The sequence below is a fragment of the Oceanobacillus sp. FSL W7-1293 genome (assembly GCF_037969815.1).
GTDB lineage: Bacteria > Bacillota > Bacilli > Bacillales > Amphibacillaceae > Oceanobacillus > Oceanobacillus oncorhynchi.
On the sequence record NZ_CP150212.1, the window covers coordinates 889,161 to 912,539 of the forward strand.

Consider the following 23,379-nt stretch of genomic DNA (forward strand, 5'->3'; position numbering starts at 1 on the left):
TAACGGACGCTAACTCCCTGGATCATTCAACTAATCATTCAGTGGAAGAAAAGAAAAAACTCCCACTGAATGAAGTTTCGTTTTAGGCTTGCGCCTGACGTTACGTGAGGTGGTATGATAGAGCTATCAAGTGAGAGGAGATTAGAGCGGAAATGAAAAACGAAACATTCTCCATCAGCGAATTTGCTAAATCAACTGGCGTATCTGTGCGAACACTGCATTATTATGATGAGAAGGATATATTAAAGCCAAAACGGGATGAATATAGGGGACATCGTATTTATGAAAAAGAGGATATGATTCAGCTGCATAAAATCATGACGATGAAATTTTTAGGGATGAGCTTGGATGACATCAAGCATCATATGCAGCCGGATACGTTCGATTTAAGCTTTATCGAGACGTTGAGGCTGCAGGAATCGAAGCTGATCAAGGATAGGGAACAGATTGATATTGCGTTGGAAGCCATCCAGCGGACGGTATATCTTCTGGAAAACGAAAAGGAAGTTGACCAGGCTGTACTCATCAGCTTACTGGCGAGTATGCAAAATGAGAAGAAACAGGAGGAGCTGGCAAAAGGAATCATTAAGGATGAGGTAATGAAGAAGATGTTTCCTCAGACAGCTGAAGAAAAAATGCTTTTTGAACAAGGGCTGCTGACATTTTATAAGAGAGTCAAACAGCATTTTGGCAAGCCGGCAGATGATCCGGAAGTTCAACAGATGCTGGATGAGTTTTATCGTCTTATCCTGAAGGTAGTGGGGATGGATTCCTTGGAAGAATTGGCTGATATTTTCACCTTGGATATGGAGGATAAAGCGAACGAAGAACGTGTAAATACGTATATTCAAGAGATAGAACGCCTTGTTCCGTCTCCAATCACAGCGGAGGAAGAAGCATGGATCGAGCAAGTAACAACAGATTATATGGGTCCATTACGGGACGAGGAAGAAGGAGAGAAGTAAATGAAAGCATCGAAACAATCATCAAGTAATTTTATCAAACTGATATTATCTACCAGGATACCGAAGCTGGTTTTAACATTAGGGTTATTAGGGAGTGTGCTGACGACACTGGTAGGGCTGACCATCCCGCTGTTGACCAGAGAGCTCGTGGACGGATTTTCCATTGCCGATTTAGACTGGCGCTTTATTGTTCTGATCATCGGCGTATTTATCGTACATGCGCTGGTGGATGGGCTGTCAGCTTATGCACTAGCTTATGTCGGGCAAAAGGTAGTGGCAAGACTCAGAGAAATATTATGGAAAAAGCTGATTCGCCTGCCGGTTTCTTATTTTCAAAAGCAGCCGAGCGGGGAGTCCGTCAGTCGTGTGATCAATGACACGGGAATTGTAAAGGATTTGGTTTCTCAGCATTTTCCGCAATTTATTTCTGGTCTGATTTCTATTATTGGAGCGGTCATTATCCTGCTGTTTATGGACTGGAAAATGACATTGATCATGTTTATCGCTGTTCCGATTACGCTGATTGTCATGCTGCCGCTTGGGAATAAGATGGCAAAAGTATCCCGGAGTCTGCAGGATCAAACAGCTAATTTCCAAGGGGAGATTCAGCAGACCGTCAGTGAAATTAAATTGATGAAATCTTCCACGGCAGAACAGAAGGAAGAAACGCGGGGATTACAGGGGATTTTCAAGCTATTGCAGACAGGTTTGAAAGAAGCAAAGATTTTCTCAGTCATTGCACCATTTATGTATATGATTGTAATGCTTGTAATTGTCATGATTATCGGCTACGGCGGCATCCGTGTGGAGCAGGGAACCATGACGACAGGATCGCTTGTTGCTTTTCTGTTATATTTATTCCAAATCGTTTTCCCGATTACGACATTTGCGATGTTCTTTACAGAATTGCAAAAAGCAAAAGGTGCTACGGAACGAATTTCAGAAATTTTGCAGGAAGAAGAGGAAGAAGTATTGCCTGGTTCTGCAAAACAAATTAGCGAGCTTCCGCTGGCATTTGAAGAAGTCAGCTTTTCTTATGAAGCGGGCGAGCAGGTTTTAAACAACATATCATTTTCTGCGGCACCAGGAGAAATGGTGGCATTTGCCGGACCAAGCGGCGGAGGAAAAACCACTGTATTTGGCCTGATTGAACGCTATTATGAGCCCGATGAGGGAGCTATCCTGCTAGGCGGCGAATCAATTCAGGATATTTCATTGGCGTCCTGGCGCTCCCAGCTCGGATATGTGTCCCAGGAAAGCTCGATGATGTCTGGTACGATTCGAGATAATTTAACCTATGGCCTGGAAGATGCAGAAGAAATTGCCATTGAAAAGCTTTGGGCCGTTGCGGAAATGGCTTATGCCGCACAATTTATTCAAGAGCTGCCAAATGGAATGGATACGCAAGTCGGCGAGCGCGGCACGAAATTATCCGGCGGACAGCGCCAGCGTATTAATATTGCCAGAGCCTTCTTACGTGATCCGAAGATTTTATTGCTGGATGAAGCAACGGCAAGTCTCGACAGTCAATCGGAGCAGGTGGTTCAAAAAGCCCTGCAGCGATTAATGGAGGGAAGAACGACATTTGTGATTGCCCATCGTTTAGCAACGATAATTGATGCAGATCAAATTATCTTTATTGAAAATGGAGAGATTACCGGGAAAGGAACACATCTGGAATTACTGGAGTCACATGAACTGTATCGTTCTTTTGCGGAACAGCAGTTGAAATAGAAAAAAGAGCAGCGCATAGTTCTTCGTCGAAGAAATGCGCTGCTCTTTTTAATGCTGCATCTAAACAGATACAAAGTCATATTTTTATCGTGATATCTTTAATCAAACGATAATTAACGCCAAGAAGCAGAACAATTAATACAATACTCAATGGCATCGCTATAAACGTCGGCACCGTGATGATATTTGTGAAAAAGGAAAAATGAGTGGCCTCTATAAAAACGCCTGCTATTGCGATAATAAGAATGCTGCATGCAATAGAGAGCAGTCCATATCGCCAGCCCAAACGATAGAAGGTCAGACCTATCATCCAGCCGATTAAAAAGTAAATAAGGTGCAACATAACCAGGCTGCCAAAGACATAAATGAATGCGGAAAAGCTGCTTGTATAATCAAATTCCTGTGCATGGATATTCCAGCCAGCCCATCCAGAAATAAATTGAAGGGGGAAGGCTAACACAATCAGGATGATTGTTATGGCTACTGCCAGCAGAACAGACGATATCATCGTACCGAGAAAGAAACTTTTCCTGGTTACCCCCTGCAGCATGTAATAATAAAAGAAGGAGGATGTTGTCAGAATGCCAAGGACGAACATATAAATAGATGATGACCCATTTGAAAAGTTTACCAAATCAATAAAACTGGAATGGGGGCCAGAAGCAAAACTGACGACGACAATATAAATTACAAACATAAAGGAAAGAAACCACATGGTCCATTTCAATTGTTCCATAAATAAGAATCTAGCCATTGTTGTCGGTGATAAGATAATCGCACTCATTCCTTTTCCTCCTTTGTCAAATGCACAAACAAATCATGAAGGGAGAGGGGGCCGATTTCAAGCCCGGCTTGATTTGCTGCGTACCTTTGTTGTTCAGATAGTTCGCCGTATACCATCACAGATTTTGTTCCGCCAAGGAGCTGACTGTTTAAAACCTCTAATTCTTTTGTGAAATCATCCACCTGTTCCAATGAACCTGTGATAGAGAAGCCTTTGGAAATAACCTGTTCATTAGCGTCCTGCAATAAAACCTTTCCGTTATGAATCATCAGCACCTCATCAAATAGATAATCGGTTTCCGAAACGAGATGGGTTGAAAAGATAATCGTTCTTGGATGCTTTTCCTGATCATTTAAAATCTCGTTATAAAAAGTTTCTCTTGTCGGCGCATCCATACCGAGATAAACTTCATCAAAAATAGTTAGAGGCGCTCTAGACGCTAAGCCGATAATAGCCTGAAATGCTGATTTTTTTCCTTTTGACAGCTGATTCACTTTTTTATTTAAAGGAAGCTTGAACTTTTCAGCTAACTGAAGGGCCAGGGTTTCATCAAAATTTGGACGAAAGTAAGCCATTTCTTTTAATGTTTCGCCAACCTTATCATAGCTGTATTCCAAATCCTTGTGCTGATCAAATATGAAAATCGTGTCCTGCATGATTCTTGGGTTTTCAAAAGGGTCTTCGCCGTCAATGATAAGATTGCCTGTATCTGTTTTTCGAAAAGCGGATAGAACCGATAATAAGGATGTTTTCCCCGCTCCGTTTCTACCTAGCAAACCATGGATTTTTCCGGACGTCAGCTGAAAACTGATCTGATCGATGGCGGTGAAATCTTTATAACGTACACTGACATCCTTTGCTTCGATGGCATAACTCATGCTTTATCCCCCTTTCTTGCTTTTTTGATTAAATCAATAATTTCTTCCTCTGTAATCCGAAGCTTTTCTGCCTCCTGGACTAAACCGATAACGTAATCATCCATAAACGCCTGCTTCCGTTTTTGAACGAGTTTTTGTTTTGCTCCTTCTGCGACAAACATGCCGACACCTCGCTTTTTGTATAGAATGCCTTCATCTACAAGCTGTGTGACGCCTTTGGAGATGGTGGCGTGATTAATTTTGTAAAATTGGACCAGCTGGTTGGTAGAAGGAGCCTGTTCGCCTTCCTTTAGCTGGTCATTGACTATCTGGTCTTCAATCTGTTCGCGAACTTGGACAAAGATAGGTTTATCACTTCGAAATTGTGTAGACATCGTGTGTATAGCCTCCTTTCTGGCAGGGTTTTATAATCGAATTGGTGCGTCCTTGGTCAGACGGTAGTTACATATAATTAAAATGACTATCATGATAAAGAAAATAACATACGGTCCCATACTGATAATGAGCGAGTTAGAGGTGAAAAAGTTAATCGTATGTGCAATGTCATCCTGATCCTGCAACAATGCGGATATGCCGAAAAATGGAAAGGAAAGAAGGATGAACAATAATCCAATCTTCCAGCGAAAACGATAAAAACCAAGCCCCATAAACCAGCCAATTAAAAGATAGAAAAAATGACTGACAGAATAATCGGCTATACTTTTTATAAAAGATAATACGCCGCCGCTGCTCAATAAATCTGACCATGGAACAGTAAAGCCTAAAGCTGGAACAAGTGTCTCAAATAAACCAATCATGAGACTCATGGCAAAAGCTAAAATAACGGAAAGCAACACAGACGCGAATAAGGAAGCTTTAAAGAACTTTTTCCGGGAGATCCCCAATTTAAAGTAGTAGTCTAAAAATCCATAAGAATAAAGCAATCCGATAATCAACAAAAATACATTCGAAGTTGTATTGCTGACATCGAGGTTATCCAAGAAACCCCATTGATTTGCTGCCGTAATTCCAATCGTCAAAATAATCATAATACCAAAAAACCAAGCTGCCCATTTTAGCTGTTCTACGAATAAAGACCATCCTAATTGAGATTGTTTCATGCTTCCTCACCTTCCTTTGTCAAATGAATAAATAGATTATTTAAAGATAATGTGCCAACCTCTAAGCCAAGCTCAGCCGCTTCCCGCTGTTCTTGTTCTGTCAACGTTCCATACACCATTACAGATTTAGTGCCGCCGAGCGACTTCTCATGAATCACTTCCAATGTTTCTGTAAATGAATCGACATCTTCTTTAGGCCCTGTAATAGAGAAGCCCTTTTCCAGAAGCTGCTCACTTGTTTCCTGCAATAAAACCTCCCCATTATCGATAATAAGCACTTCATCAAAAAGGTACTCCATTTCTGAAACAAGGTGGGTGGAAAATAAAATTGTACGCGGATGTCGCTCCTGCTCCAATAAGATTTCTTTATAAAATAACTCTCTTGCCGGCGCATCCATTCCGAGATAGGCTTCATCAAAAATGGTGAGCGGTGTTCTGCTTGCCAGGCCAATGGTAACCTGTAGAGCGGAATACTGCCCTTTGGATAATTGGTCGGCACTTTTATCCATCGGAATGTTAAACTTAGCTGCTAAATCTTTGGCATAAGCTTCGTCAAAATTCGGACGGAAATAAAGCATACCCTTGAGTATTTTAGTGATTTTATCGTAGTCATAGGTATTATCTTTATCGTAAATAAAAGATGTTCCCTGCAAAATTCGTTCATTTTCAAAAGGGTCTTCGCCGTCAATGACAATCGTGCCCTGCTTTACTTTGTGGAAAGAAGCAAGATATGTTAACAGGGTTGTTTTTCCGGCCCCGTTTCTTCCTAGTATTCCGTGAACTTTTCCTGGAGACAGCGTGAAGCTTACATCTTCTAACGCTTTGTATTTCTTATAATGTACCGTTAAATGGCGTACTTCAATGGGATAAGCCATATACATTCTCCTTTATAAATTAATAGTTAAGTCATACTGTATTATGGTTATATACTTATGTGTATAACCATAACAGTGTTACAGTTAGTTGTCAATAAAATATAGAAAGCTTTCTGAAAAATAGGCTTTGATAAAACGAAACGAAGCTTTTCTAAAAATAATAAATTTACGAAGAAATTGTTTTGGAACTTATGATATATTGGAATATAAGTTAAACATATAAGAAGCAAAAACGTTAAAAGAATCTTACGAGGGTTAAATGAAAGGCAGGAGGGACGGATGATGAAAAAAGGGCGCTGCCATTTAATCTTAGCGGGCAATTCCCATGAGTGATAAAGGAAAAGTTATCGGGATTGCCCTGATTACAGCAATCACGCTGCTGGGGGATGCCATGCTTTTTATAGTCTTGCCCTTATATTGGCAGGATTTTGGATTAACAGCTATTTGGCAGATCGGTGTCCTGTTATCTATTAATCGTTTTGTCCGTTTGCCGATTACGCCATTTGTAGGAATGTTTTACAACAAGTTCGATATCCGTTCAGGTGTAGTGATTTCTGTGTTTTTTGCAGCATTAAGCACGTTCTTCTATGGTCAGTTTCAAGGATTTTGGCTTCTTCTGCTTGCCAGAATTTTATGGGGAATCGCCTGGTCATTTGTGAAGCTGGGAGGGATGCTTACGGTTGTATCGTTTTCTTCGGAACAGACTAGAGGGCATTATATGGGATTATACAATGGTCTATGGGGATTAGGCGGTTTAGCCGGTATGCTGGCAGGAGGATTTTTAGCAGATCAGTTGTCGATACCTTTTGTGACGACACTGTTTGCGCTGGCAGCTGTCGCTGTTTTTCCTTTTATCTTCAAACTGGTGCCAAAAAACAATACAACTGCGGAGAAAGATACGATTGCTGTAAATCGTCATGTGCCGGAAAAGGAGAAGCAATCAATACGTCAGCCATATATTATTCTCGTCATTATTACCGGAGGAACGATGGGGTATATTACCATGGGTATTTTTAACTCTACCTTGAGCCCGTTGATTGAGCAGTCATATCATCCGCATTGGTCCGTATTTGGCATGGTTATCGGGGCAGCAACATTGGCTGGAATCATTCAAGCAGTTCGCTGGGCTTGGGATCCTTTTTTTGCCCCCTGTTATAGGAAGTTTTGTCGATAAACAAAAGCAAAAGTATTATTGGATTCTTATTCCAATATTCCTTGGCAGCGCTGCTTTTTTAATGTTAGGCAGTGTGGAATCGTTTATTCCTTTGTTAATCATCATCATGTTTTTTCAAGTGGTAACAACGATATTTTTAACAATAACAGATACTTTGGCAGGAGATGCTGCAGCTAAAACAGATCCTGTTAAGATGATGACGCTGCATACAGTAGCTGTTGATTTAGGAGCAGCAATTGGTCCCTTACTATCATTTATTATTATCGATTTATATGGAATTTCTGCTGTATTTTATCTTTCCAGTATGGTTATGTTATTTGTAGGGGGAGCATGGGGAGTTTTTCACTTTTTTGGGAAGAAAAAAGATAACTATCTTGCGTGATAGAATCGGGTTTTTAATTAATAAAGAATGGAGGTTGTATGATGACAGAAGCATTAACAATTAGAAACGTAACCTTAGGAGAAGGGAAACCAAGTATTTGTATTCCTTTAACATCTTCTGACAAAGCAGCACTTATGGAAGAGGCGGAGCGTTATCAGCAAGAAGGAGCAGATGTTGTTGAATGGCGTGCCGATATATTTGAAGAAGTGGAAAATCATACAGCTGTGGAACAGATGTTAAAAGATTTAACAGCAGTTTTAAAGGGAATTCCGCTTATTTTTACCTTCCGCAGCCATCAAGAGGGGGGAGAAAAGGAGCTTTCCAAGGCAGATTATATCGCTCTGAATCAATTTGTGATCCAGACAGGACTTGCTGATTTTGTGGATGTGGAATTGTATCAGGGAGAGGAGGCAGTTAAAAATCTGATTTCTGCAGCGCATCAGCAGCATACATATGTGATTGTTTCCAATCATGATTTTCAAAAAACACCGCCTAAATCAGAAATTGTCCGACGCTTAAAATGGGCAGAAGAGCTCGGCGGTGATATTTTAAAAATTGCTGTGATGCCTAATCAGACAGCGGATGTTTTAGAACTGCTCACAGCGACTAATGAGATGAAAGAATATACAACGAAGCCCATGATAACAATGGCAATGGGCCCGCTTGGTGTAATCAGCCGGCTGTCCGGCCAGATTTTCGGATCTGTTTTAACCTTTGGAGCAGGGGAAAGAACTTCAGCACCCGGGCAGGTTCCGGTTCAGGAGCTGCGGCAGGTGTTAGAGGTAATTGAGAAATCAATGGATGTAAGCTAACTGGTTTAACGGAAGGTATATCTACGTGAATTTGAGAAGGACGGAGCTGCCCTCAACCGGAAGTCGGAGTTTTTCTTCCATCTGAAGCAGCGGAAATTTCAAGGGATAAATCAGTCACCGACCCGATGTGCGGGAGAGAATAAGTCGATACAATAAACGTATCAAATAACTTATTTTCAGGAGCTGATTTATCCCATGTTTTTTACGTATGAGTCTTTGAAAAGTCATATTGATTATCGGATGGAGGATGTAAGGAAATCAGCGAGGCTTTGTAAAAATAAACCGAAAAAGAAGAAAGAGAAGATCTGGAAAACTTCTGCTGTTCGTTTGAAGGGAGGGGCGAGGTAGATTGGAATACATGAAAAAAGAGGATGTCGATTTAGCAATCTGTAAATCGGAATCCTCTTTTACATCAGACTATAAGCCGATTAGGATGTCTTTCGAAAAATCTTGCATCTGCATCTTGAAATCAGAAATACACTTAAACTGTCATGGTTACCTTAGGAATAGGGCTTTCTTTCCTTCCAACTTTCTCAGCTATATCCACTGCTGCTGTATAACCAAATACCATCGATGCTCCAATCGTTGCGCCTGGTCCGGGATAAGTTTCGCCCATAATAGAAGCGGTGCAATTTCCAGTAGCATATAGTCCTGTAACTGGGCTGCCGTCTTTCCTGACGACTCTGGCTGATGCATCAATGACCAGACCGCCTTTGGTGCCAATATCGCCTGGGTAGATTGGGATTGCATAGTATGGTGCTTTGTTCAGCGGAGCAAGGTTAGGGTTATCCAATGTCGGGTCACCATAATATCTGTCGTAAGCACTATTCCCGCGTCCGAAATCCTCGTCCTGCCCATTGGCTGCAAATGTATTAAATTTGGAAATGGTATTAGCCAGCTTCTCTGGAGACACATTGATCTGCTCGGCTAATACCTCCAGAGTTTCTGCTTTTTTGGCATATCCTGTCTCAAACCATTCTTTAGGAAGCGGCTGTAACGGCATGATTCCGAATACCAGATAACGATTCTTCACCCGTTGATCAAAAATCATCCATGATGGTATCGTGGAGCTCTTTTCATGATTATTTTCATACATTTGATCAACAAATTCATGGTACGGAACCGATTCGTTGATATAGCGTTCGCCATTGCTGTTGACGATAATCAAGCCGGGCGTGGCGCGTTCAGCAACAGGCATAAATGCAGGCGCCCCAGGAGGAGCTGATGTAGGAGTTCCCCACATTTTATCCATCAAATCCAATTGTCCACCCAGTTTGACACCTGCTGCAATGATATCACCTGTCTGCTCTTCAGCTGACAGTGTCCATTCCGTATTGGAAGGCTGCGGTAAATATTTCTCCCGTAAATCCGGACTATGGGAAAACCCGCCAGAAGCAAAAACCACACCTTCCCGAGCCTGAATGTTGAGTTCCTTTCCATCTCTTTCGGCGATAACCCCTGTAACGCGATTATTTTCATAAATCAAATCTTTAAATGGGGTGTTAAGCCAAACTTCCCCGCCAGCCTCTTTGAGCGAGGTATACAGGCGGGCAACAACAGCTTCTCCTAAGGTAGTAGGTTTATACCCGGAAAGGAGTGTGCGAATCAGGCGCATTCCTACTTTCATTGCCTTTACTTTTCCAATCCACGTTCTCATGATCATATTTACTTTGTGGAATTCACTTGATTTTAGTACCATCCCTTTTGTCGGCAAGCCGGAAGTACGTAAATATTTCAAATCGTCTCCTAAGTTGCGAAGATCAAAAAGCTGAGCTTCAAAGGCTCTCCCAGATGCCAAGCCTCCAGGTGATTCAGGATAATAATCGGAGTATTTAGGAGTGTATTCCCATCGGAAATGCGCTGTATTCTCATGCAGATACTTTACCATTTCGGGTCCTTTTTGCAGATAAGCCGATTTTAATACATCTGGAACTCGGTCTCCGACAGTAGCATCCAGATACGTTTTTGCCTGTTCATACGTGTCTTCTACCCCGGCCTTCTCCAGATAAAGGTTGTTGGGAATCCAGATGGTTCCGCCGGATTTGGAAGTGGAGCCGCCAAATAGTGCAGTCTTTTCAATGACAATTACTGATAATCCGCGCAAACAAGCTGTTAAAGCAGCTGTTAATCCGCCAGCGCCTGAACCCACAACAACGACATCATATTGCTCATTCCACTGATTTTCCAATGTCATGACCTCCCAATCAATCTTGAAATTATGATAAGCTATAAGTACGAGTTAACCTAAGTATAAAGTGGAAATAAAGCGCTTTCAATCAGTAATATATTATGGTCTGTACACATAAACAACAGATTGCTGCAATATGTTTAAAAACGAAAAGGATTTGGGGTGGTTTGCGTGGTTACGAAGGATATGATAATGGACAGGCGGGTAAGAAGAACGAAAAAATTACTGAAGCATGCGCTGCTTGAATTGATGCAGCAAAAGCATTATGAGCAAATAACAGTGACAGATATCGTTGATTATGCGGATTATAACCGAGCTACTTTTTATCGGCATTATAACCAAAAGGCAGATTTAGTGAAGGAAATAATCACAGCCCAGACAAACGGACTTATTCAAGCCTTCCGTGTTCCTTATAAGAAAAATAACTATATTCATTTAAACGCCTTAGCTCCTTCAGAGATTGTGATTTTTAATCATATTCTCGAAAACAAGCATTTTTATGGGCTTTGGAAGGAATTTGAGGCTATTCCAGGATTCTATGAAACTTTTTTAGAATCTATCACGGAATTTTTTAAACAGGATATTAATTTGATTACCCCGTATCATGATGGATTAAATAATAATATGTATACCTCGTTTTACGCTTATGGGATTTTAGGCATTATTTTAGATTGGATTAAAAACGATTTTGAACAATCGCCGGATTATATGGCAAATCAGCTTTGTAAAATAATCAATTACTATCCGGCGGAATCGTTTATTACTGGGGATTCCTGATGAAATGAGTGAAGCATATCGTTAAGCAGCTGGAAAACGGTTATAATATATACAAGTTGAATTAATACTTAGTTACTGGAGGAAAATAGATGTTAGCCATTGTAGAAAAAACAGAAAAGGGCTATTCAGCAACCTTTGAACGCAGATTTAAAAGCTCTGTTGAAGCAGTGTGGAGCACATTAACACAAAATGATAAACTGCAGCAGTGGATGCCGAACTTAGAAGTGGTAGACCTTCGTAAAAACGGAACAATGAAATTCAATATGAATGATGGAACAGGTAACTCCTTCGAGATTGCTATTGTAGATTTTCAGGAGCTAACCTATTGGCAATTTGAATGGGGAGACGGTTCTGTCCGGTTTGAATTGGAACCAGTAGAAAATGGGTGTGTGCTTTTATTAAAGGAATATATTCCGGCGCTAAACAATCATATCCCGAAGGATTTAGCTGGATGGCAGGTATGTTTAGAGATGTTCCAGGCAGCGCTGGAAGGAAAACCAATGGATTTTCCAAAGGAATCATGGGAAGCGCATTATAAAGCATATCAAAAAAAGATTAATCCATTTTTGAAGGAAGATAAATAAAACAACAGTGCCTCAGAGATGAAACTTTCGAGGCACTGTTGTTTTATTTTAATAAGGGTCGGCGTCATGTCCTAACTCTTCTGCGTGCTTTGGAGCTTGTTCTGCATCCGTTGCACCTAATGGATTTTGACTGGTGCCATGCTTTTTCGCCTGTTCTAATCCTTCTCGCAGGCGGCGTCCATATTCTTCATCTGCTTCTTCTGCGAGTGCAATCATTTTATCTTGAATCCGCTTGTCACAGGTCGATAAATCGCCAATCAGATTGGACAATAATTCATCTTTTTCCCAGTCTTCAAACTGACGGAAGGTTTCGCCTGCCTGTTTTGTATTATCATTGCGGTCAATGGATTCGCGCACAAGATGACCCTCTACAAAAGGTTTATATTCTTTTCCGGTCTGCTCTGCTTCCTCCAGACCGCCGAGTACAGACGGCTCGTAATTGATATGCGGGTTTTGACCCGGTGCCTTATCATTTTCCTGACGTAATTGTCCGCCTTCCTGATTGGTTGCCACCCGTTTTTTCGCAGCATTGATCGGTACTTGCAGGTAGTTCGCTCCGACACGATAGCGCTGTGTATCTGAATAAGAGAAGGTCCGTCCCTGAAGCATTTTATCGTCTGAAAAGTCCAGTCCGTCAACTAATACGCCAGTGCCGAACGATGCCTGTTCTACCTCGGTGAAATAATTCTCAGGATTTTTATTTAATACCATCTTCCCGACTGGCAGCCATGGGAATTTATCCTCTGGCCATAGCTTGGTATCATCCAACGGGTCAAAATCAAGCTCCGGGTGATCGTCGTCTGACATGATTTGCACCAGCAGCTCCCATTCTGGATAATCTTCTTTTTCAATGGCATCATATAAATCTTGAGTCGCATGGTTGAAATTTTCACCTTGAATTTCCGCTGCTTCTTTGGCGGTTAAATTTTTAATCCCTTGCTTCGGCTCCCAATGGTATTTAATCAGCACCGCTTCTCCTTCTTCATTGACCCATTTATAGGTGTTTACACCAGAACCCTGCATCATGCGGTAGTTGGCAGGAATGCCCCATGGGGAGTAAATAAAGGTCACCATATGAAAGGACTCTGGAGAATTGGAACAAAAATCAAAGAAACGCTCGGAATCCTGAATGTTTGTTACGGGATCTGGACGGAAAGCGTGAATCATATCCGGGAACTTCATTGCATCACGAATAAAGAATATTTTTATATTGTTGCCGACCAGATCCCAATTGCCATCCTCTGTGTAAAATTTAACCGCAAAACCGCGCGGGTCACGAACGGTTTCCGGCGAATGGTTGCCGTGCACTACTGTTGAGAAGCGGACAAATACAGGAGTCTGCTTCCCTTTATCCTGAAAAACTTTTGCTCTGGTGTACTTGGAAACCGGATCATCACCGACCGTTCCATATGTTTCAAAATAGCCATGCGCCCCTGCACCGCGTGCATGAACAATACGTTCTGGAACTTTTTCACGGTCAAAATGACTTATTTTTTCAATGAAATCATAGTTTTCCAGCGTTCCAGGACCACGATTGCCGACGGTCCGGATATTTTGGTTGTTGGTTACCGGATGCCCTTGACGGGTAGTTAAGGTTTTATCATTTTCCATGTTGGTTTGATGCGTGGATTTTTCTTTATCAGCCATAGATTTATCCTCATTTCCATTATAAATTTCTTCTCATTAGCATTGCCAATCCAAATAAAATTAATCGTATCTTTGGAGGATTATTATCTGAGATGGAAAAAATGCAGCGTAAGGGAGTTTGGACTATTTTCAAAAAGAACAAAATGCTCCTCCTGATGTTTTCAAATCCAATTCATTTTTGATTTTCTAAAGGAAAATAGGGGAGAGGACTTGAACTTTTCTTGCCAGCTATTACAATAGAAATAGACAAATAATTTGGAAAAGCTGTACATTCAGTACGGATATAATCCATATTGATAATAGAACGTTTGAGATAAGTTAAGTTTAAAAAGTGGAGGTCAGACAATGCCGATTAAAATTCCGAGAGAGTTGCCTGCAAAAGAGATTCTGGAAGAGGAAAATATATTTGTGATGGATGAACAGCGCGCGGATGCACAGGAAATTCGTCCGCTTAGTATTCTTATTCTTAATTTAATGCCGGAAAAGCAAAAAACAGAAACGCAATTGTTAAGATATTTAGGAAATACACCGTTACAGGTGCGGATTTCTTTTTTACGAATGGCTTCACATGAATCAAAAACAACAAGCCAGAATCATTTGGATACCTTTTATAAGACCTTTGAAGAGGTCCGGGATAAAACATTTGACGGTATGATTATTACGGGTTCCCCGGTGGAGCATCTGTCTTTTACTGATGTTGATTATTGGGAAGAGCTGCAGGAGATTATGAACTGGACGAATGATCATGTGACATCCACCCTGCATATTTGCTGGGGAGCACAGGCTGCTTTATATCATCATTATGGAATTAATAAGCATCCGCTTCCGAAAAAATGCTTTGGGATTTTTGAACATGATGTGTTAACACCGAAAGAACGGCTGGTGAGAGGGTTTGATGAAGTATTCTTAGCACCGCATTCCCGCTATACAACGGTTTCTTTGGAAGAAATCGAAAATCATCCTGATCTGCAGCTGATTGCTGTATCCGATGACGCAGGGGTTTTTTTACTTGCTTCTGAGGATGGAAAGCATATCATGGCAACCGGGCATTTAGAATATATGGCAAACACATTGAAGGAAGAATATGAAAGAGACCATGCACGAGGAATCGATACAGCAATACCGGAAAACTATTATCCAAATAATGATCCGGAAAAACAGCCGAAGCACCGTTGGAAGAGTCACTCCAGCCTGCTGTTTTCCAACTGGCTGAATTATTATGTGTATCAAGAAACCCCTTATGTGTGGGGAGGAGAGTAAAAATAGATTGAATGAAGCAGAGAAGGGACTGGATGCGTCTGGTCCTTTTTAAAAACACCAAGAAATAAGGCTGGAGCAGCTGCCAGCCTTATTTCTTGGTGTTTATTCTTATCGTTTTTGATAAAACAGAGGCATGCTCATAAGCATCCACCAGCCCCTGCTGCTGAATCGTTGTTTTAGGAATGCTTTTGTACAGCAAAGTAACTGAAAAGTCTGCTGAGAATGGAAAAGGTTCCATTGTTATTGTCTCCGTATCTTCCCAGCTGACAGAAAAAGCAGATGGAAAGGAGGTTGCGGTGTTTGAAACGGATACGCCGTTTTTAAAAAAAGGATGAAGGTCTTTATTTGCAGCTCCCGGTTCATTCATGCATGCGAACAGAGACAGCGTATCGGAAAACTGTAAAAGCGTATAATCCATTTCAAACATATCTTGATTAAAATGATCCATCCTGCTAATCAGCCATTCCTGCCGCTCTGCTTCCTGCTGAACAAATGCTTTTGCTTCAGGGAGCGTGGATGTTACGAGAAAACGTTTATAATGTTCACTGCATAATAATGCGGCATATTTATCCTTTTCTTGAACCTGCTGAATACCCTGTGTATATAAGACGGTTTTGGGTATATCTGGAAAATCAATAAAGGAATAAGGAAGGTTTGCCTGGTCATTCCAAAAAGGCTGTTTGTCAAAGGCCTCCCAGCCGCAGTCATGCTGCTCAGCTGCATAGATAACGGAATCTTTATAAGGTGTATGATCGAAATAATCCGAGGACAGATTTTTAACTATTTCCCCAGATACAGAAGCATGGTCTACCTGTGATATAAAAATAAAATGGCCGTTCTGATTTCGGATAATCATGTTACTCATTCCTTTCCTTGTGATTGATTGCGTGAAGAACGAAAAAGTACTAGAACCTCCGGCAGAATTTCATATCATTAAAAAAATTACTTCTCCATTCTTAAAAAAGACGATGGATTTATTCTCCACCGTCTTTTTCTCCGTATTATATCATTTTATCAAAATGTATGCGTTTATATAAAGTATAGAAGATTGGGATGCCGATCAGTAATACAATCAATTCACTGACTCCGGTTGTAAGCCATGTCAGCAGGAATGGTAATTGTAAAGCTATATTTAGCATGAAGGCAATAATAAACATATTAAAGCTGAAAATCAATGTATTTAGAAATAGCAGTGTCAGCTTGTTTTTAATATATTTTTTTAAGAAAATAATAATTCCTAAAGATATGGCGGTATGTGCTGTCCCGAATAAAAGATCCAATCCGCCTGCCATTGAAAATAAATTAGATGCAAATACACCAATCGTAATGCCGAAAAAGTAACGCTTATCAAAGATAATCAAATGGTTAAACATCTCTGATATTCGAAATTGAATCGCCCCAAATGCAACTGGGGAGACCAGCAGGGATACAGCGACATACAATGCGGCAATAATCCCGTTAACTACAAGTGTCTTTATATTCATATCCTGTTTTCCTCCTAGTTTTTTAGCGTGGGATGGTTACGAACCACGTTGAACCTAGCCTATCATACCAGTATCGAAGAAGGAAAACAATCGTTTTGTATATGTAATGATTTGGAAAACGCGAAGTCTTTGAATAAAAACAAGTTTAACTGAGAGCGGTCAGAATGAAGAAGAAGTCGACGTGAAAATGAAATCAAACCAAAACAAACCCCCGGTCGCCAAACCGGGAGTTCGTCTTTATCAGGTTATTCTTCCAGTGCTGCTTCCAAAAATGTCCGATTAACCAATCCTTCAATTTCATCTGACTGCATATACCCAGCTTCGTAGCTGATTGTTGCCATTTCCTGAAGCACTTCTTCGTTGATTTCATACGTCGGATTGAGACGTTCGCTTGCTTCCAGCGTCTCCTCATAATCCAACTCGTTGCCTGTCGTTTCTTCAATGTGATTGACAAACAATTCAACTGCTTCTTCCTGATTCTCTTCAATAAATTCTACAGCACGGGCATGGGCACGCAAATAGGCCTGTGTTAATTCCTCATTGCTTTCCGTAAATGATTTCCGCGCAGTAACAACAGTTGTTGTTGATTCTGTTCCCCAAGCAAATTCTTCTTCATCAAGGAGAATGTCGGCGTTTGCCTGATTTTCCAAATATACGCCCCAAGGCTCCTGCGTGGCCGCAGCATCGACGTCTCCCTGCAGGAACAGCGTGGATGTGTCAGCAGGAGCCTGCGGTACCAAGCTTACGGTTCCGCCCTCGTCATCTACTTTTAGACCGACATCATCTAATGCTTCTCGCAACATGATGTCCTGCGTAGACCCAATAGTCGGGATTGCTACGCGCATGCCATCAAGATCTTCAACGCTTTCAATACCTGAATCTTCACGGGTGGCAAGGACAGCTCCGCCGTTCACCGCTCCGGCAATGATTTCATGCTCCGGATTTCTTAAATAAGTTGTTGTTGCTGGTGACGGGCCAACAGTACCAATGTCGATATCCTGTGTGGACATAGCCTCCATAAAGGCACTGCCATCCGGGAATGTGGAGGTTTCGATACTTACCTCTTCTCCCATTTCTTCTTCAAAGTAACCATTTTCCAGTGCGACTACCGTGGTGATATGTGTAAAGTTAGGAAAATATCCAATGTGTATTTCATCGGCAGCTTCTTCTGAGCCGCAGCCCGCCGCTCCTAATAAAAGAAGCGCACCCAGGCCGAATAATATTTTTTTCATATCCTTCATCCTTTCCATTAAGCTCCAACACCCCATTTTCTTGCAACAGAGCGTTCCATTCTAAGAAATACCTGATTATCCATAATCGTACCGATTACACCGATCACAATCATAATAGAGAGCACTAAATCCATTGATTGCAAGGAGCGTCCCATATCTAACAAATACCCCAGGCCGCCGTTTCCTCCGAGAAGTTCCCCGGCCATGATTGCGCGCCAGGCAAAAGCCCAAGCAACACGAAGACCGGAGATGATATGCGGTACAGATGCCGGAAGAATCACGGTTCGCACAAGATGCGTACCCGATGAACCTAATGTACGTGCGGCATTTAAATAAAGATTGGGCACATTTTTAAATCCGGTGCTTGCATTTACTGTCATTGTCCAGGTTGCTCCAATAGTGACAATAAATAAAATCGCTACGTTCCCAAGCCCAAACCAGACAATAGCCAGAGGGAACCAGACAATACTCGGGATGGACTGTAACGCAGTCACAAAAAATCCAAGCGTGTCATCCACCCATTTATAACGGGCGATCAAGTATCCAAAAATTAGACCTAAAACCACTGCTATGGAAAAACCGAGCAGCAGCCTCCCAAGCGTCATTCCGGTAGCTCCGAGTATTTGCCCGGAAATCAGACCGTTCACTAATGTGCTTAACACCGTGACTCCGCCGGGATCATTCGGAATCAGCAAAGGAGGAAACATAAAGGTCGGAAACAGGTTGGTTTTAGATATGATCTCCCATATAGTCACGATCACGATCACGAACAGCACTCGTCTTAAGGCGGTAATCATCCCCGAACTCCTCCTTCAACACTTTTTCCATTTCTTCTTCCAATTCCTTCATCACACGTGTTTCCAAATCTACAATTACACTATCTGAAGGGTTACGCGGGCGCGCCGCCTGTACTCTGAAAGATTTTTTGATTGCTCCCGGTCTTGTGCTCATAAGCAATACCCGTTCCGATAGGGTGAGTGCTTCACGAATATTATGCGTGATAAACAGAATGGTTTTTCCGGTTTTTTGCCAAATTTCTTGCAACTCCTGATGCAAAATAAGCCGTGTCTGCTCATCAAGCGCCGCAAATGGTTCATCCATCAAAAGAACGTCAGGGTCCATCACGAGAGCACGGGCAATTGCTACGCGCTGCTGCATACCTCCGGATAATTCATGGGGAAAAGCTTGCGCAAAATTCCCGAGATGCACCATCCGAAGTCCTTCCATTGCTTTTTCTTCCGCTTCTTTTTTACTCATTTTTTTCAACAGCAGTCCATATGTAACATTATCCATTACATTCATCCATGGAAATAAACCGCCTTGTTGGAAAACAACGACCCGGTCTGTACCCGGTCCTTGGACTTTTTTATCATTCACATACACTTCTCCAGATGTCGGACTGTCCAAACCAGCGATTAAATTCAAAATCGTGGACTTGCCACAGCCGGAAGGTCCAAGCAAAGAAACGAACTCGCCTGCTTCAATTTGGAGATCGATATCATGCAGGACATGGAGCGAATCTGTTTTGCCTTTGGGAAAGCTTTTATTTACCTGCTCCAGTTTTACCTTCATAAAGACCCTCTCCTTCAAAATATTAAATAAATATAAGTAAACTTATAAGGATTATATATTATGCAAAAAAAAGCGTCAAGGGAACTTGTATTATAATAGGTTTTATATTTTATCCAATGAATTATAAAATCCTGTCTAAATAACAGGTATGGAGGGAAAGATTCATGAGTTTTCTCTCAAAAGCAGTTTTAGAAAAAATTTTTCTATTTGGAAAGAGAGATTTAAATATTCGAAAAAAACATAAAAAAAGAAAAGCCTTGCAAAAATTTTGACCATCGAACTTACTTTATTTATAATGAGTTACATAAAGTAAGTTTATTATTTTTAGTTAAATATAAATCGATTAAGGAAGGTGACAAGTATAAAATGGAAAATAAATTTTTTGAAGCTCCGGCAATGTATGTATCAGATATAACCATTCAAGTATCTGATTTACAGCGCTCTGTCGAGTTTTATCATACTTTTTTAGGCTTTCAAGTGATGAAGGAGAAGGGAAACCAAGCCATTCTTTCAACAGATGGAAGGAAGGCTTTAATTACGCTGGAACAGCCGGAAGGAGTACTGCCAAAACAAGGCAGAACAACAGGGATGTATCATTTTGCCATTTTATTGCCTCAAAGAGCGGATTTGGCGGCATTTTTAAAGCATATTCTGCAAGCGGGGAGAGCATATAGCCTGCAATTAGGAGCTGCCGATCACCTTGTCAGTGAAGCACTCTATTTTTCTGATCCGGATGGAAATGGAATCGAAGTTGCCAGAGACCGATTGTCTGAAAGCTGGAAGTGGGTAGATGAATCCGTGCAAATGAGTACGGATCCGCTTGATGCAGATGGACTGCTGGCAGAGGCTGCTGGTGATTGGCAGGGGATGCCTGTGGAAACACGTATTGGACATGTGCATCTCCATGTGAATGATTTACCGGCAGCAAGGGAATTTTATATCAAAGGAATGGGCTTTCAAGAGGTAACTGGACTTCCCGGAGCTTCTTTTTTATCTGACAACGGTTATCATCACCATATTGCGATTAATACATGGAATGGGGAAGGGGTGCCGATTCCAGATTTACAAGCGGCTGGGATGCAGTTTTTTACAATAACGTACCCGAATAAAGAGGAGATAGACAAAGCGGTTCAAAGATTGGCAGCATTAGGTTATCCGGCTGACGAAGGAATGGTAAAGGACCCTGCGGGGAATCATATTTTTCTAACTGCTGCAGCAAAATAAAAAACATCTGCTTGAAAAAGTGGATAGGTAAATCCAATTGCGGTAGAATAAAAACACAATATACAGTGAGAGATGGGAGCACCTCCATGGAATATATTTTATTAATTATTGGATTTGGATTGTTAGTAAAAGGGGCAGACTGGTTTGTTGACGGTTCTTCTAATGTTGCTCAGCTGCTGCGCGTTCCCCCGATTTTAATCGGATTAACGATTGTTGCTTTAGGAACAAGTGCGCCGGAAGCAACGGTAAGTATTATTGCGGCAGTGCAAGGAACAGCTGATGTGGCAGTAGGAAACGTCGTTGGAAGCAATATCTTTAATATTACCATGGTTATCGGTTTGGCAGCTGCGATTTATCCGCTTCGGGTTCAAAATGAAATGATCGTCAAACAGATTCCTTTTGCATTGCTGGCGGCAGTAGCTTTGTTTGCCTTAGGTAGCGATGTGCTGCTGCAAGGTTCGACAACAGATATCCTCAGCAGAAGCGATGGAATCATATTCTTTCTGTTCTTAGCGATTTTTATGTATTACATCATTGAGGTCGGTTTGAAAAGCAGGAAAGAAACCACAGCTGTTAAAGATTCCAATGTAAAATGGGGGAAGAGTACCTTAATCACCCTTCTTGGGCTGGCTGCGATTATTCTGGGAGGACAATTCGTTGTGACCAATGCAACAGAAATTGCTTTGTCATGGGGGATGAGTGAAGCACTGGTCGGTCTGACCATCGTCGCAGTAGGAACCTCCCTGCCTGAATTAGTTACCTCTATATCTGCAGCACTAAAAAATGAAAGTGAAATTGCCTTAGGGAACGTGGTTGGCAGCGGAATTTTTAATATTTTATTCGTTCTTGGTGCAGCATCGCTGATTTCTCCTTTACCCATTAATCCTGTTATCTTCACAGATATTTGGATAATGATTGTGCTGACCATCCTATTATTGATTTTTTCCCGAACGAGCTTTCGAATTGGAAGGAGAGAGGGGATTATACTTGCTCTTATATATGTAGCGTATACCGTCTATATTATTATAAGAAATTAAAAAGAAGGAGAACCGGTCTCCTTCTTTTACTTTGTATACCAGCTGGCAGCTGCTTTCACTTCACTCATCGTCAGCTGGTGTCCATTACTCTCCCAATGAATATCAGCTCTAGCTCCGGCGTTTGCGAGCAAACGCTGTAATTCCTCCGCTTCTTCTGGAGGGCACATCGGATCATTATTACCCGCAGCAATAAATACGTCTGTACCAGTTAAATCCGGAAGGTCAATGCCTTTTCTCGGAACCATCGGATGATGAAGGATTGCCTTTTGCAGGGAGCCTTTATAATGGAATAAAAGGCTTCCGGCAATATTAGCTCCGTTCGAATAGCCGAGTGCTGTAACTTGCTTTCGGTCAAACCCTTCTTTTTGGCTAGCCTCATTTAAAAATTCATGTAATTCTTCTGTGCGTTTGATTAAATCTTCTTCATCAAAAACACCTTCCTCCAAACGGCGGAAAAAACGGGGCATGCCGTTTTCCAATACGTTACCGCGAACGCTCAAAACATTTGCCTCTGAATCAATGATATTCGCTAAAGGTAATAAATCACTCTCTGTACCGCCTGTTCCGTGCAGGAGAAGCAGGGTAGGTCCATCTGGACCCGCTTTTTCTTCATAGATATACTTCATTGATGTTCATCCTTCCCACTTGCGTTATTCTTTTTCGGCAGCTTGATGGCCAACCTTTTTTAATACCTCGATAACGGTTTCCTTATCGTTCTCTGAAATTCCTTGGAAAACCTCTTCAATCACCTGCTGATGCTTCGGGAAAATTTCATCCATCATTTGTTTTCCTTTTGCTGTAATTTCTAAATAGACTGCTCTTCTGTCATCAGGACAATTTGTCCGGATTAAGAGCTCTTTTTTTTCAAGCTTATCAATGACATAGGTTATCGATCCGGTGCTGATTAATACGGATTCTGAAATTTCCCGGATAGTTTGTCTGCCTTTATGATACAATGCTTCTAAAATAGCAAAGTCAGATGCACGCATGCCGTGTTTTTTGATATCTTTTTTTGTTAATTCTTCTAAAGCTTTAGAAGCCTTCATGGTAATGACGAAAGCTTTCAATGATAAGTTCTCAGCCAAAATAATCACCTCTCTTTTGCAACATGAAAATATATTTAATTAAGATATATGTAATTAAATAATAATGAATAATAACTAATTTGTCAAGTGAGCGGATGGAGAGGTATGTGCTTTGCGGCATCAAAAATCCTCTGGTGTTACAGTCATTACAGCGTTCTTTACAGGGCGGTTGTTTAACCTAAGAAAAAGTGTCGCGGAACACATAGTAGGGAAAACAATAAGGGAGTTTGATGATTGAGAAATGAAGAAGAGTTACTGTGAGCAAGAATAAATTTGAAGAACATCTTGATGCAGCAGGAATTGCGTTTGATTTGCTTCTTTTCCTGCCTATATTTATATCTAACATAGCAGGAATTTTCAGCAAGGATGTATTTGCTGAAAATTCCTTGTATTTTCCAGCTATTTTTATCATCGATATGATTTATATAGCTGTTTATTATTCTAATGTGAAAGATAAAGAATATCGAGGAGAGGGAATGCTTTATCTGGTGCTATTAATTATATTAGGTTTCTCCTTGATTGGAATGAGCATAGCTTATGCGCTTACGATTCTTTGATATTATAGAGATATAATGACATAACAGT

General features: G+C 41.2%; 25 protein-coding genes and 1 riboswitch. Of the genes, 11 read left to right on the forward strand and 14 right to left on the reverse strand.

What is annotated here, in order from left to right; all coding sequences use genetic code 11:
* The first annotated feature begins 152 nt into the window (after positions 1-152).
* Both MKY65_RS04380 and MKY65_RS04385 read left to right on the forward strand, forming a co-directional pair.
* Complete coding sequence (locus tag MKY65_RS04380) at positions 153-965, forward strand: MerR family transcriptional regulator (RefSeq protein ID WP_339182697.1); 813 nt, start codon at positions 153-155, stop codon at positions 963-965.
* Positions 966-2,699 carry an ABC transporter ATP-binding protein gene (locus tag MKY65_RS04385; protein ID WP_339182698.1) on the forward strand — a complete coding sequence of 578 codons (1,734 nt, stop codon included), beginning with the start codon at positions 966-968 and terminating at the stop codon, positions 2,697-2,699.
* A gap of 76 nt (positions 2,700-2,775) precedes the next feature.
* On the opposite strand, the gene MKY65_RS04390 is transcribed toward MKY65_RS04385, so the two are convergent.
* From MKY65_RS04390 to MKY65_RS04410, 5 genes are read right to left on the reverse strand one after another with little or no spacing between them, the layout of a single operon-like run.
* Entirely contained in the window at positions 2,776-3,483 is a 708-nt protein-coding gene (locus tag MKY65_RS04390; protein WP_339182700.1) for a hypothetical protein, read from the reverse strand.
* A complete protein-coding gene (locus tag MKY65_RS04395) occupies positions 3,480-4,361 on the reverse strand; it encodes an ABC transporter ATP-binding protein (protein WP_339182701.1) in 882 nt (293 codons plus the stop codon). Before MKY65_RS04395 ends, MKY65_RS04390 begins: the two co-directional genes overlap by 4 nt.
* Positions 4,358-4,735: a GntR family transcriptional regulator gene (locus tag MKY65_RS04400; protein WP_339182702.1), complete on the reverse strand. Its 378-nt coding sequence runs from the start codon at positions 4,733-4,735 to the stop codon at positions 4,358-4,360. The genes MKY65_RS04395 and MKY65_RS04400 overlap by 4 nt, the downstream gene beginning before the upstream one ends.
* 30 nt (positions 4,736-4,765) lie before the next feature.
* Positions 4,766-5,461, reverse strand: a complete 696-nt coding sequence (locus MKY65_RS04405) for a hypothetical protein (RefSeq protein WP_193064020.1) — start codon at positions 5,459-5,461, stop codon at positions 4,766-4,768.
* The gene (locus tag MKY65_RS04410; RefSeq protein ID WP_339182705.1) at positions 5,458-6,336 is read right to left on the reverse strand and encodes an ABC transporter ATP-binding protein; all 879 of its coding nucleotides are present in this window, start codon (positions 6,334-6,336) and stop codon (positions 5,458-5,460) included. Before MKY65_RS04410 ends, MKY65_RS04405 begins: the two co-directional genes overlap by 4 nt.
* 325 nt (positions 6,337-6,661) lie before the next feature.
* On the opposite strand from MKY65_RS04410, the gene MKY65_RS04415 reads away from it, so the two are divergent.
* The 3 genes from MKY65_RS04415 to aroD are packed head-to-tail and all read left to right on the forward strand — an operon-like array spanning position 6,662 to position 8,704.
* Positions 6,662-7,510, forward strand: a complete 849-nt coding sequence (locus MKY65_RS04415; protein WP_339182707.1) for an MFS transporter — start codon at positions 6,662-6,664, stop codon at positions 7,508-7,510.
* The gene (locus tag MKY65_RS04420) at positions 7,479-7,892 is read left to right on the forward strand and encodes an MFS transporter (RefSeq protein WP_339182709.1); all 414 of its coding nucleotides are present in this window, start codon (positions 7,479-7,481) and stop codon (positions 7,890-7,892) included. Before MKY65_RS04415 ends, MKY65_RS04420 begins: the two co-directional genes overlap by 32 nt.
* A gap of 41 nt (positions 7,893-7,933) precedes the next feature.
* Positions 7,934-8,704: a type I 3-dehydroquinate dehydratase gene (aroD, locus tag MKY65_RS04425; protein WP_339185119.1), complete on the forward strand. Its 771-nt coding sequence runs from the start codon at positions 7,934-7,936 to the stop codon at positions 8,702-8,704.
* 481 nt (positions 8,705-9,185) lie between these two features.
* On the opposite strand, the gene MKY65_RS04430 is transcribed toward aroD, so the two are convergent.
* Positions 9,186-10,892, reverse strand: a complete 1,707-nt coding sequence (locus MKY65_RS04430; RefSeq protein ID WP_339182711.1) for an FAD-dependent oxidoreductase — start codon at positions 10,890-10,892, stop codon at positions 9,186-9,188.
* 171 nt (positions 10,893-11,063) lie between these two features.
* On the opposite strand from MKY65_RS04430, the gene MKY65_RS04435 reads away from it, so the two are divergent.
* Together MKY65_RS04435 and MKY65_RS04440 are read left to right on the forward strand one after the other, a co-directional pair.
* The gene (locus MKY65_RS04435) at positions 11,064-11,669 is read left to right on the forward strand and encodes a TetR/AcrR family transcriptional regulator (protein ID WP_339182712.1); all 606 of its coding nucleotides are present in this window, start codon (positions 11,064-11,066) and stop codon (positions 11,667-11,669) included.
* Between the two features lie 89 nt (positions 11,670-11,758).
* Positions 11,759-12,253: an SRPBCC family protein gene (locus MKY65_RS04440; RefSeq protein WP_339182714.1), complete on the forward strand. Its 495-nt coding sequence runs from the start codon at positions 11,759-11,761 to the stop codon at positions 12,251-12,253.
* Between the two features lie 48 nt (positions 12,254-12,301).
* On the opposite strand, the gene MKY65_RS04445 is transcribed toward MKY65_RS04440, so the two are convergent.
* Positions 12,302-13,900 carry a catalase gene (locus MKY65_RS04445; protein ID WP_339182716.1) on the reverse strand — a complete coding sequence of 533 codons (1,599 nt, stop codon included), beginning with the start codon at positions 13,898-13,900 and terminating at the stop codon, positions 12,302-12,304.
* 345 nt (positions 13,901-14,245) lie between these two features.
* On the opposite strand from MKY65_RS04445, the gene metA reads away from it, so the two are divergent.
* Positions 14,246-15,160, forward strand: a complete 915-nt coding sequence (gene metA, locus MKY65_RS04450; RefSeq protein ID WP_339182718.1) for a homoserine O-succinyltransferase — start codon at positions 14,246-14,248, stop codon at positions 15,158-15,160.
* Positions 15,161-15,248: 88 nt separating this feature from the next.
* On the opposite strand, the gene MKY65_RS04455 is transcribed toward metA, so the two are convergent.
* The 5 genes from MKY65_RS04455 to MKY65_RS04475 all read right to left on the reverse strand — a co-directional run bounded on the left by MKY65_RS04455 (position 15,249) and on the right by MKY65_RS04475 (position 19,448).
* Positions 15,249-16,016, reverse strand: coding sequence for a DUF3891 family protein (locus MKY65_RS04455; RefSeq protein WP_339182719.1), 768 nt, complete (start codon positions 16,014-16,016; stop codon positions 15,249-15,251).
* Positions 16,017-16,161: 145 nt separating this feature from the next.
* Positions 16,162-16,644 carry a QueT transporter family protein gene (locus MKY65_RS04460; RefSeq protein WP_339182720.1) on the reverse strand — a complete coding sequence of 161 codons (483 nt, stop codon included), beginning with the start codon at positions 16,642-16,644 and terminating at the stop codon, positions 16,162-16,164.
* A gap of 8 nt (positions 16,645-16,652) precedes the next feature.
* Positions 16,653-16,697, reverse strand: a riboswitch (PreQ1 riboswitch).
* 192 nt (positions 16,698-16,889) lie between these two features.
* Positions 16,890-17,876 (reverse strand): ABC transporter substrate-binding protein, encoded by a 987-nt coding sequence (locus MKY65_RS04465; protein ID WP_339182721.1) that lies wholly within the window; start codon positions 17,874-17,876, stop codon positions 16,890-16,892.
* Between the two features lie 17 nt (positions 17,877-17,893).
* Positions 17,894-18,673 carry an ABC transporter permease gene (locus tag MKY65_RS04470; protein WP_339182722.1) on the reverse strand — a complete coding sequence of 260 codons (780 nt, stop codon included), beginning with the start codon at positions 18,671-18,673 and terminating at the stop codon, positions 17,894-17,896.
* Positions 18,606-19,448 carry an ABC transporter ATP-binding protein gene (locus MKY65_RS04475; RefSeq protein WP_339182724.1) on the reverse strand — a complete coding sequence of 281 codons (843 nt, stop codon included), beginning with the start codon at positions 19,446-19,448 and terminating at the stop codon, positions 18,606-18,608. Before MKY65_RS04475 ends, MKY65_RS04470 begins: the two co-directional genes overlap by 68 nt.
* Before the next feature lie 366 nt (positions 19,449-19,814).
* Between MKY65_RS04475 and MKY65_RS04480 the strand changes: the two genes are divergently transcribed.
* Together MKY65_RS04480 and MKY65_RS04485 are read left to right on the forward strand one after the other, a co-directional pair.
* Positions 19,815-20,672 (forward strand): VOC family protein, encoded by an 858-nt coding sequence (locus MKY65_RS04480; RefSeq protein WP_339182725.1) that lies wholly within the window; start codon positions 19,815-19,817, stop codon positions 20,670-20,672.
* Between the two features lie 86 nt (positions 20,673-20,758).
* Positions 20,759-21,709, forward strand: a complete 951-nt coding sequence (locus MKY65_RS04485; RefSeq protein ID WP_339182726.1) for a calcium/sodium antiporter — start codon at positions 20,759-20,761, stop codon at positions 21,707-21,709.
* A 26-nt stretch (positions 21,710-21,735) separates the two neighbouring features.
* Here MKY65_RS04485 and MKY65_RS04490 read toward each other — a convergent pair whose 3' ends face one another.
* Together MKY65_RS04490 and MKY65_RS04495 are read right to left on the reverse strand one after the other, a co-directional pair.
* Positions 21,736-22,335 carry an alpha/beta hydrolase gene (locus tag MKY65_RS04490; protein WP_339182727.1) on the reverse strand — a complete coding sequence of 200 codons (600 nt, stop codon included), beginning with the start codon at positions 22,333-22,335 and terminating at the stop codon, positions 21,736-21,738.
* 24 nt (positions 22,336-22,359) lie between these two features.
* On the reverse strand, positions 22,360-22,794 hold the full coding sequence (locus MKY65_RS04495; protein WP_339182729.1) for a MarR family transcriptional regulator: 435 nt from the start codon (positions 22,792-22,794) through the stop codon (positions 22,360-22,362).
* A gap of 257 nt (positions 22,795-23,051) precedes the next feature.
* Here MKY65_RS04495 and MKY65_RS04500 point away from each other — a divergent pair, with 257 nt between their 5' ends.
* Complete coding sequence (locus MKY65_RS04500) at positions 23,052-23,351, forward strand: hypothetical protein (RefSeq protein ID WP_339182730.1); 300 nt, start codon at positions 23,052-23,054, stop codon at positions 23,349-23,351.
* The last annotated feature ends 28 nt before the right edge of the window (positions 23,352-23,379 follow it).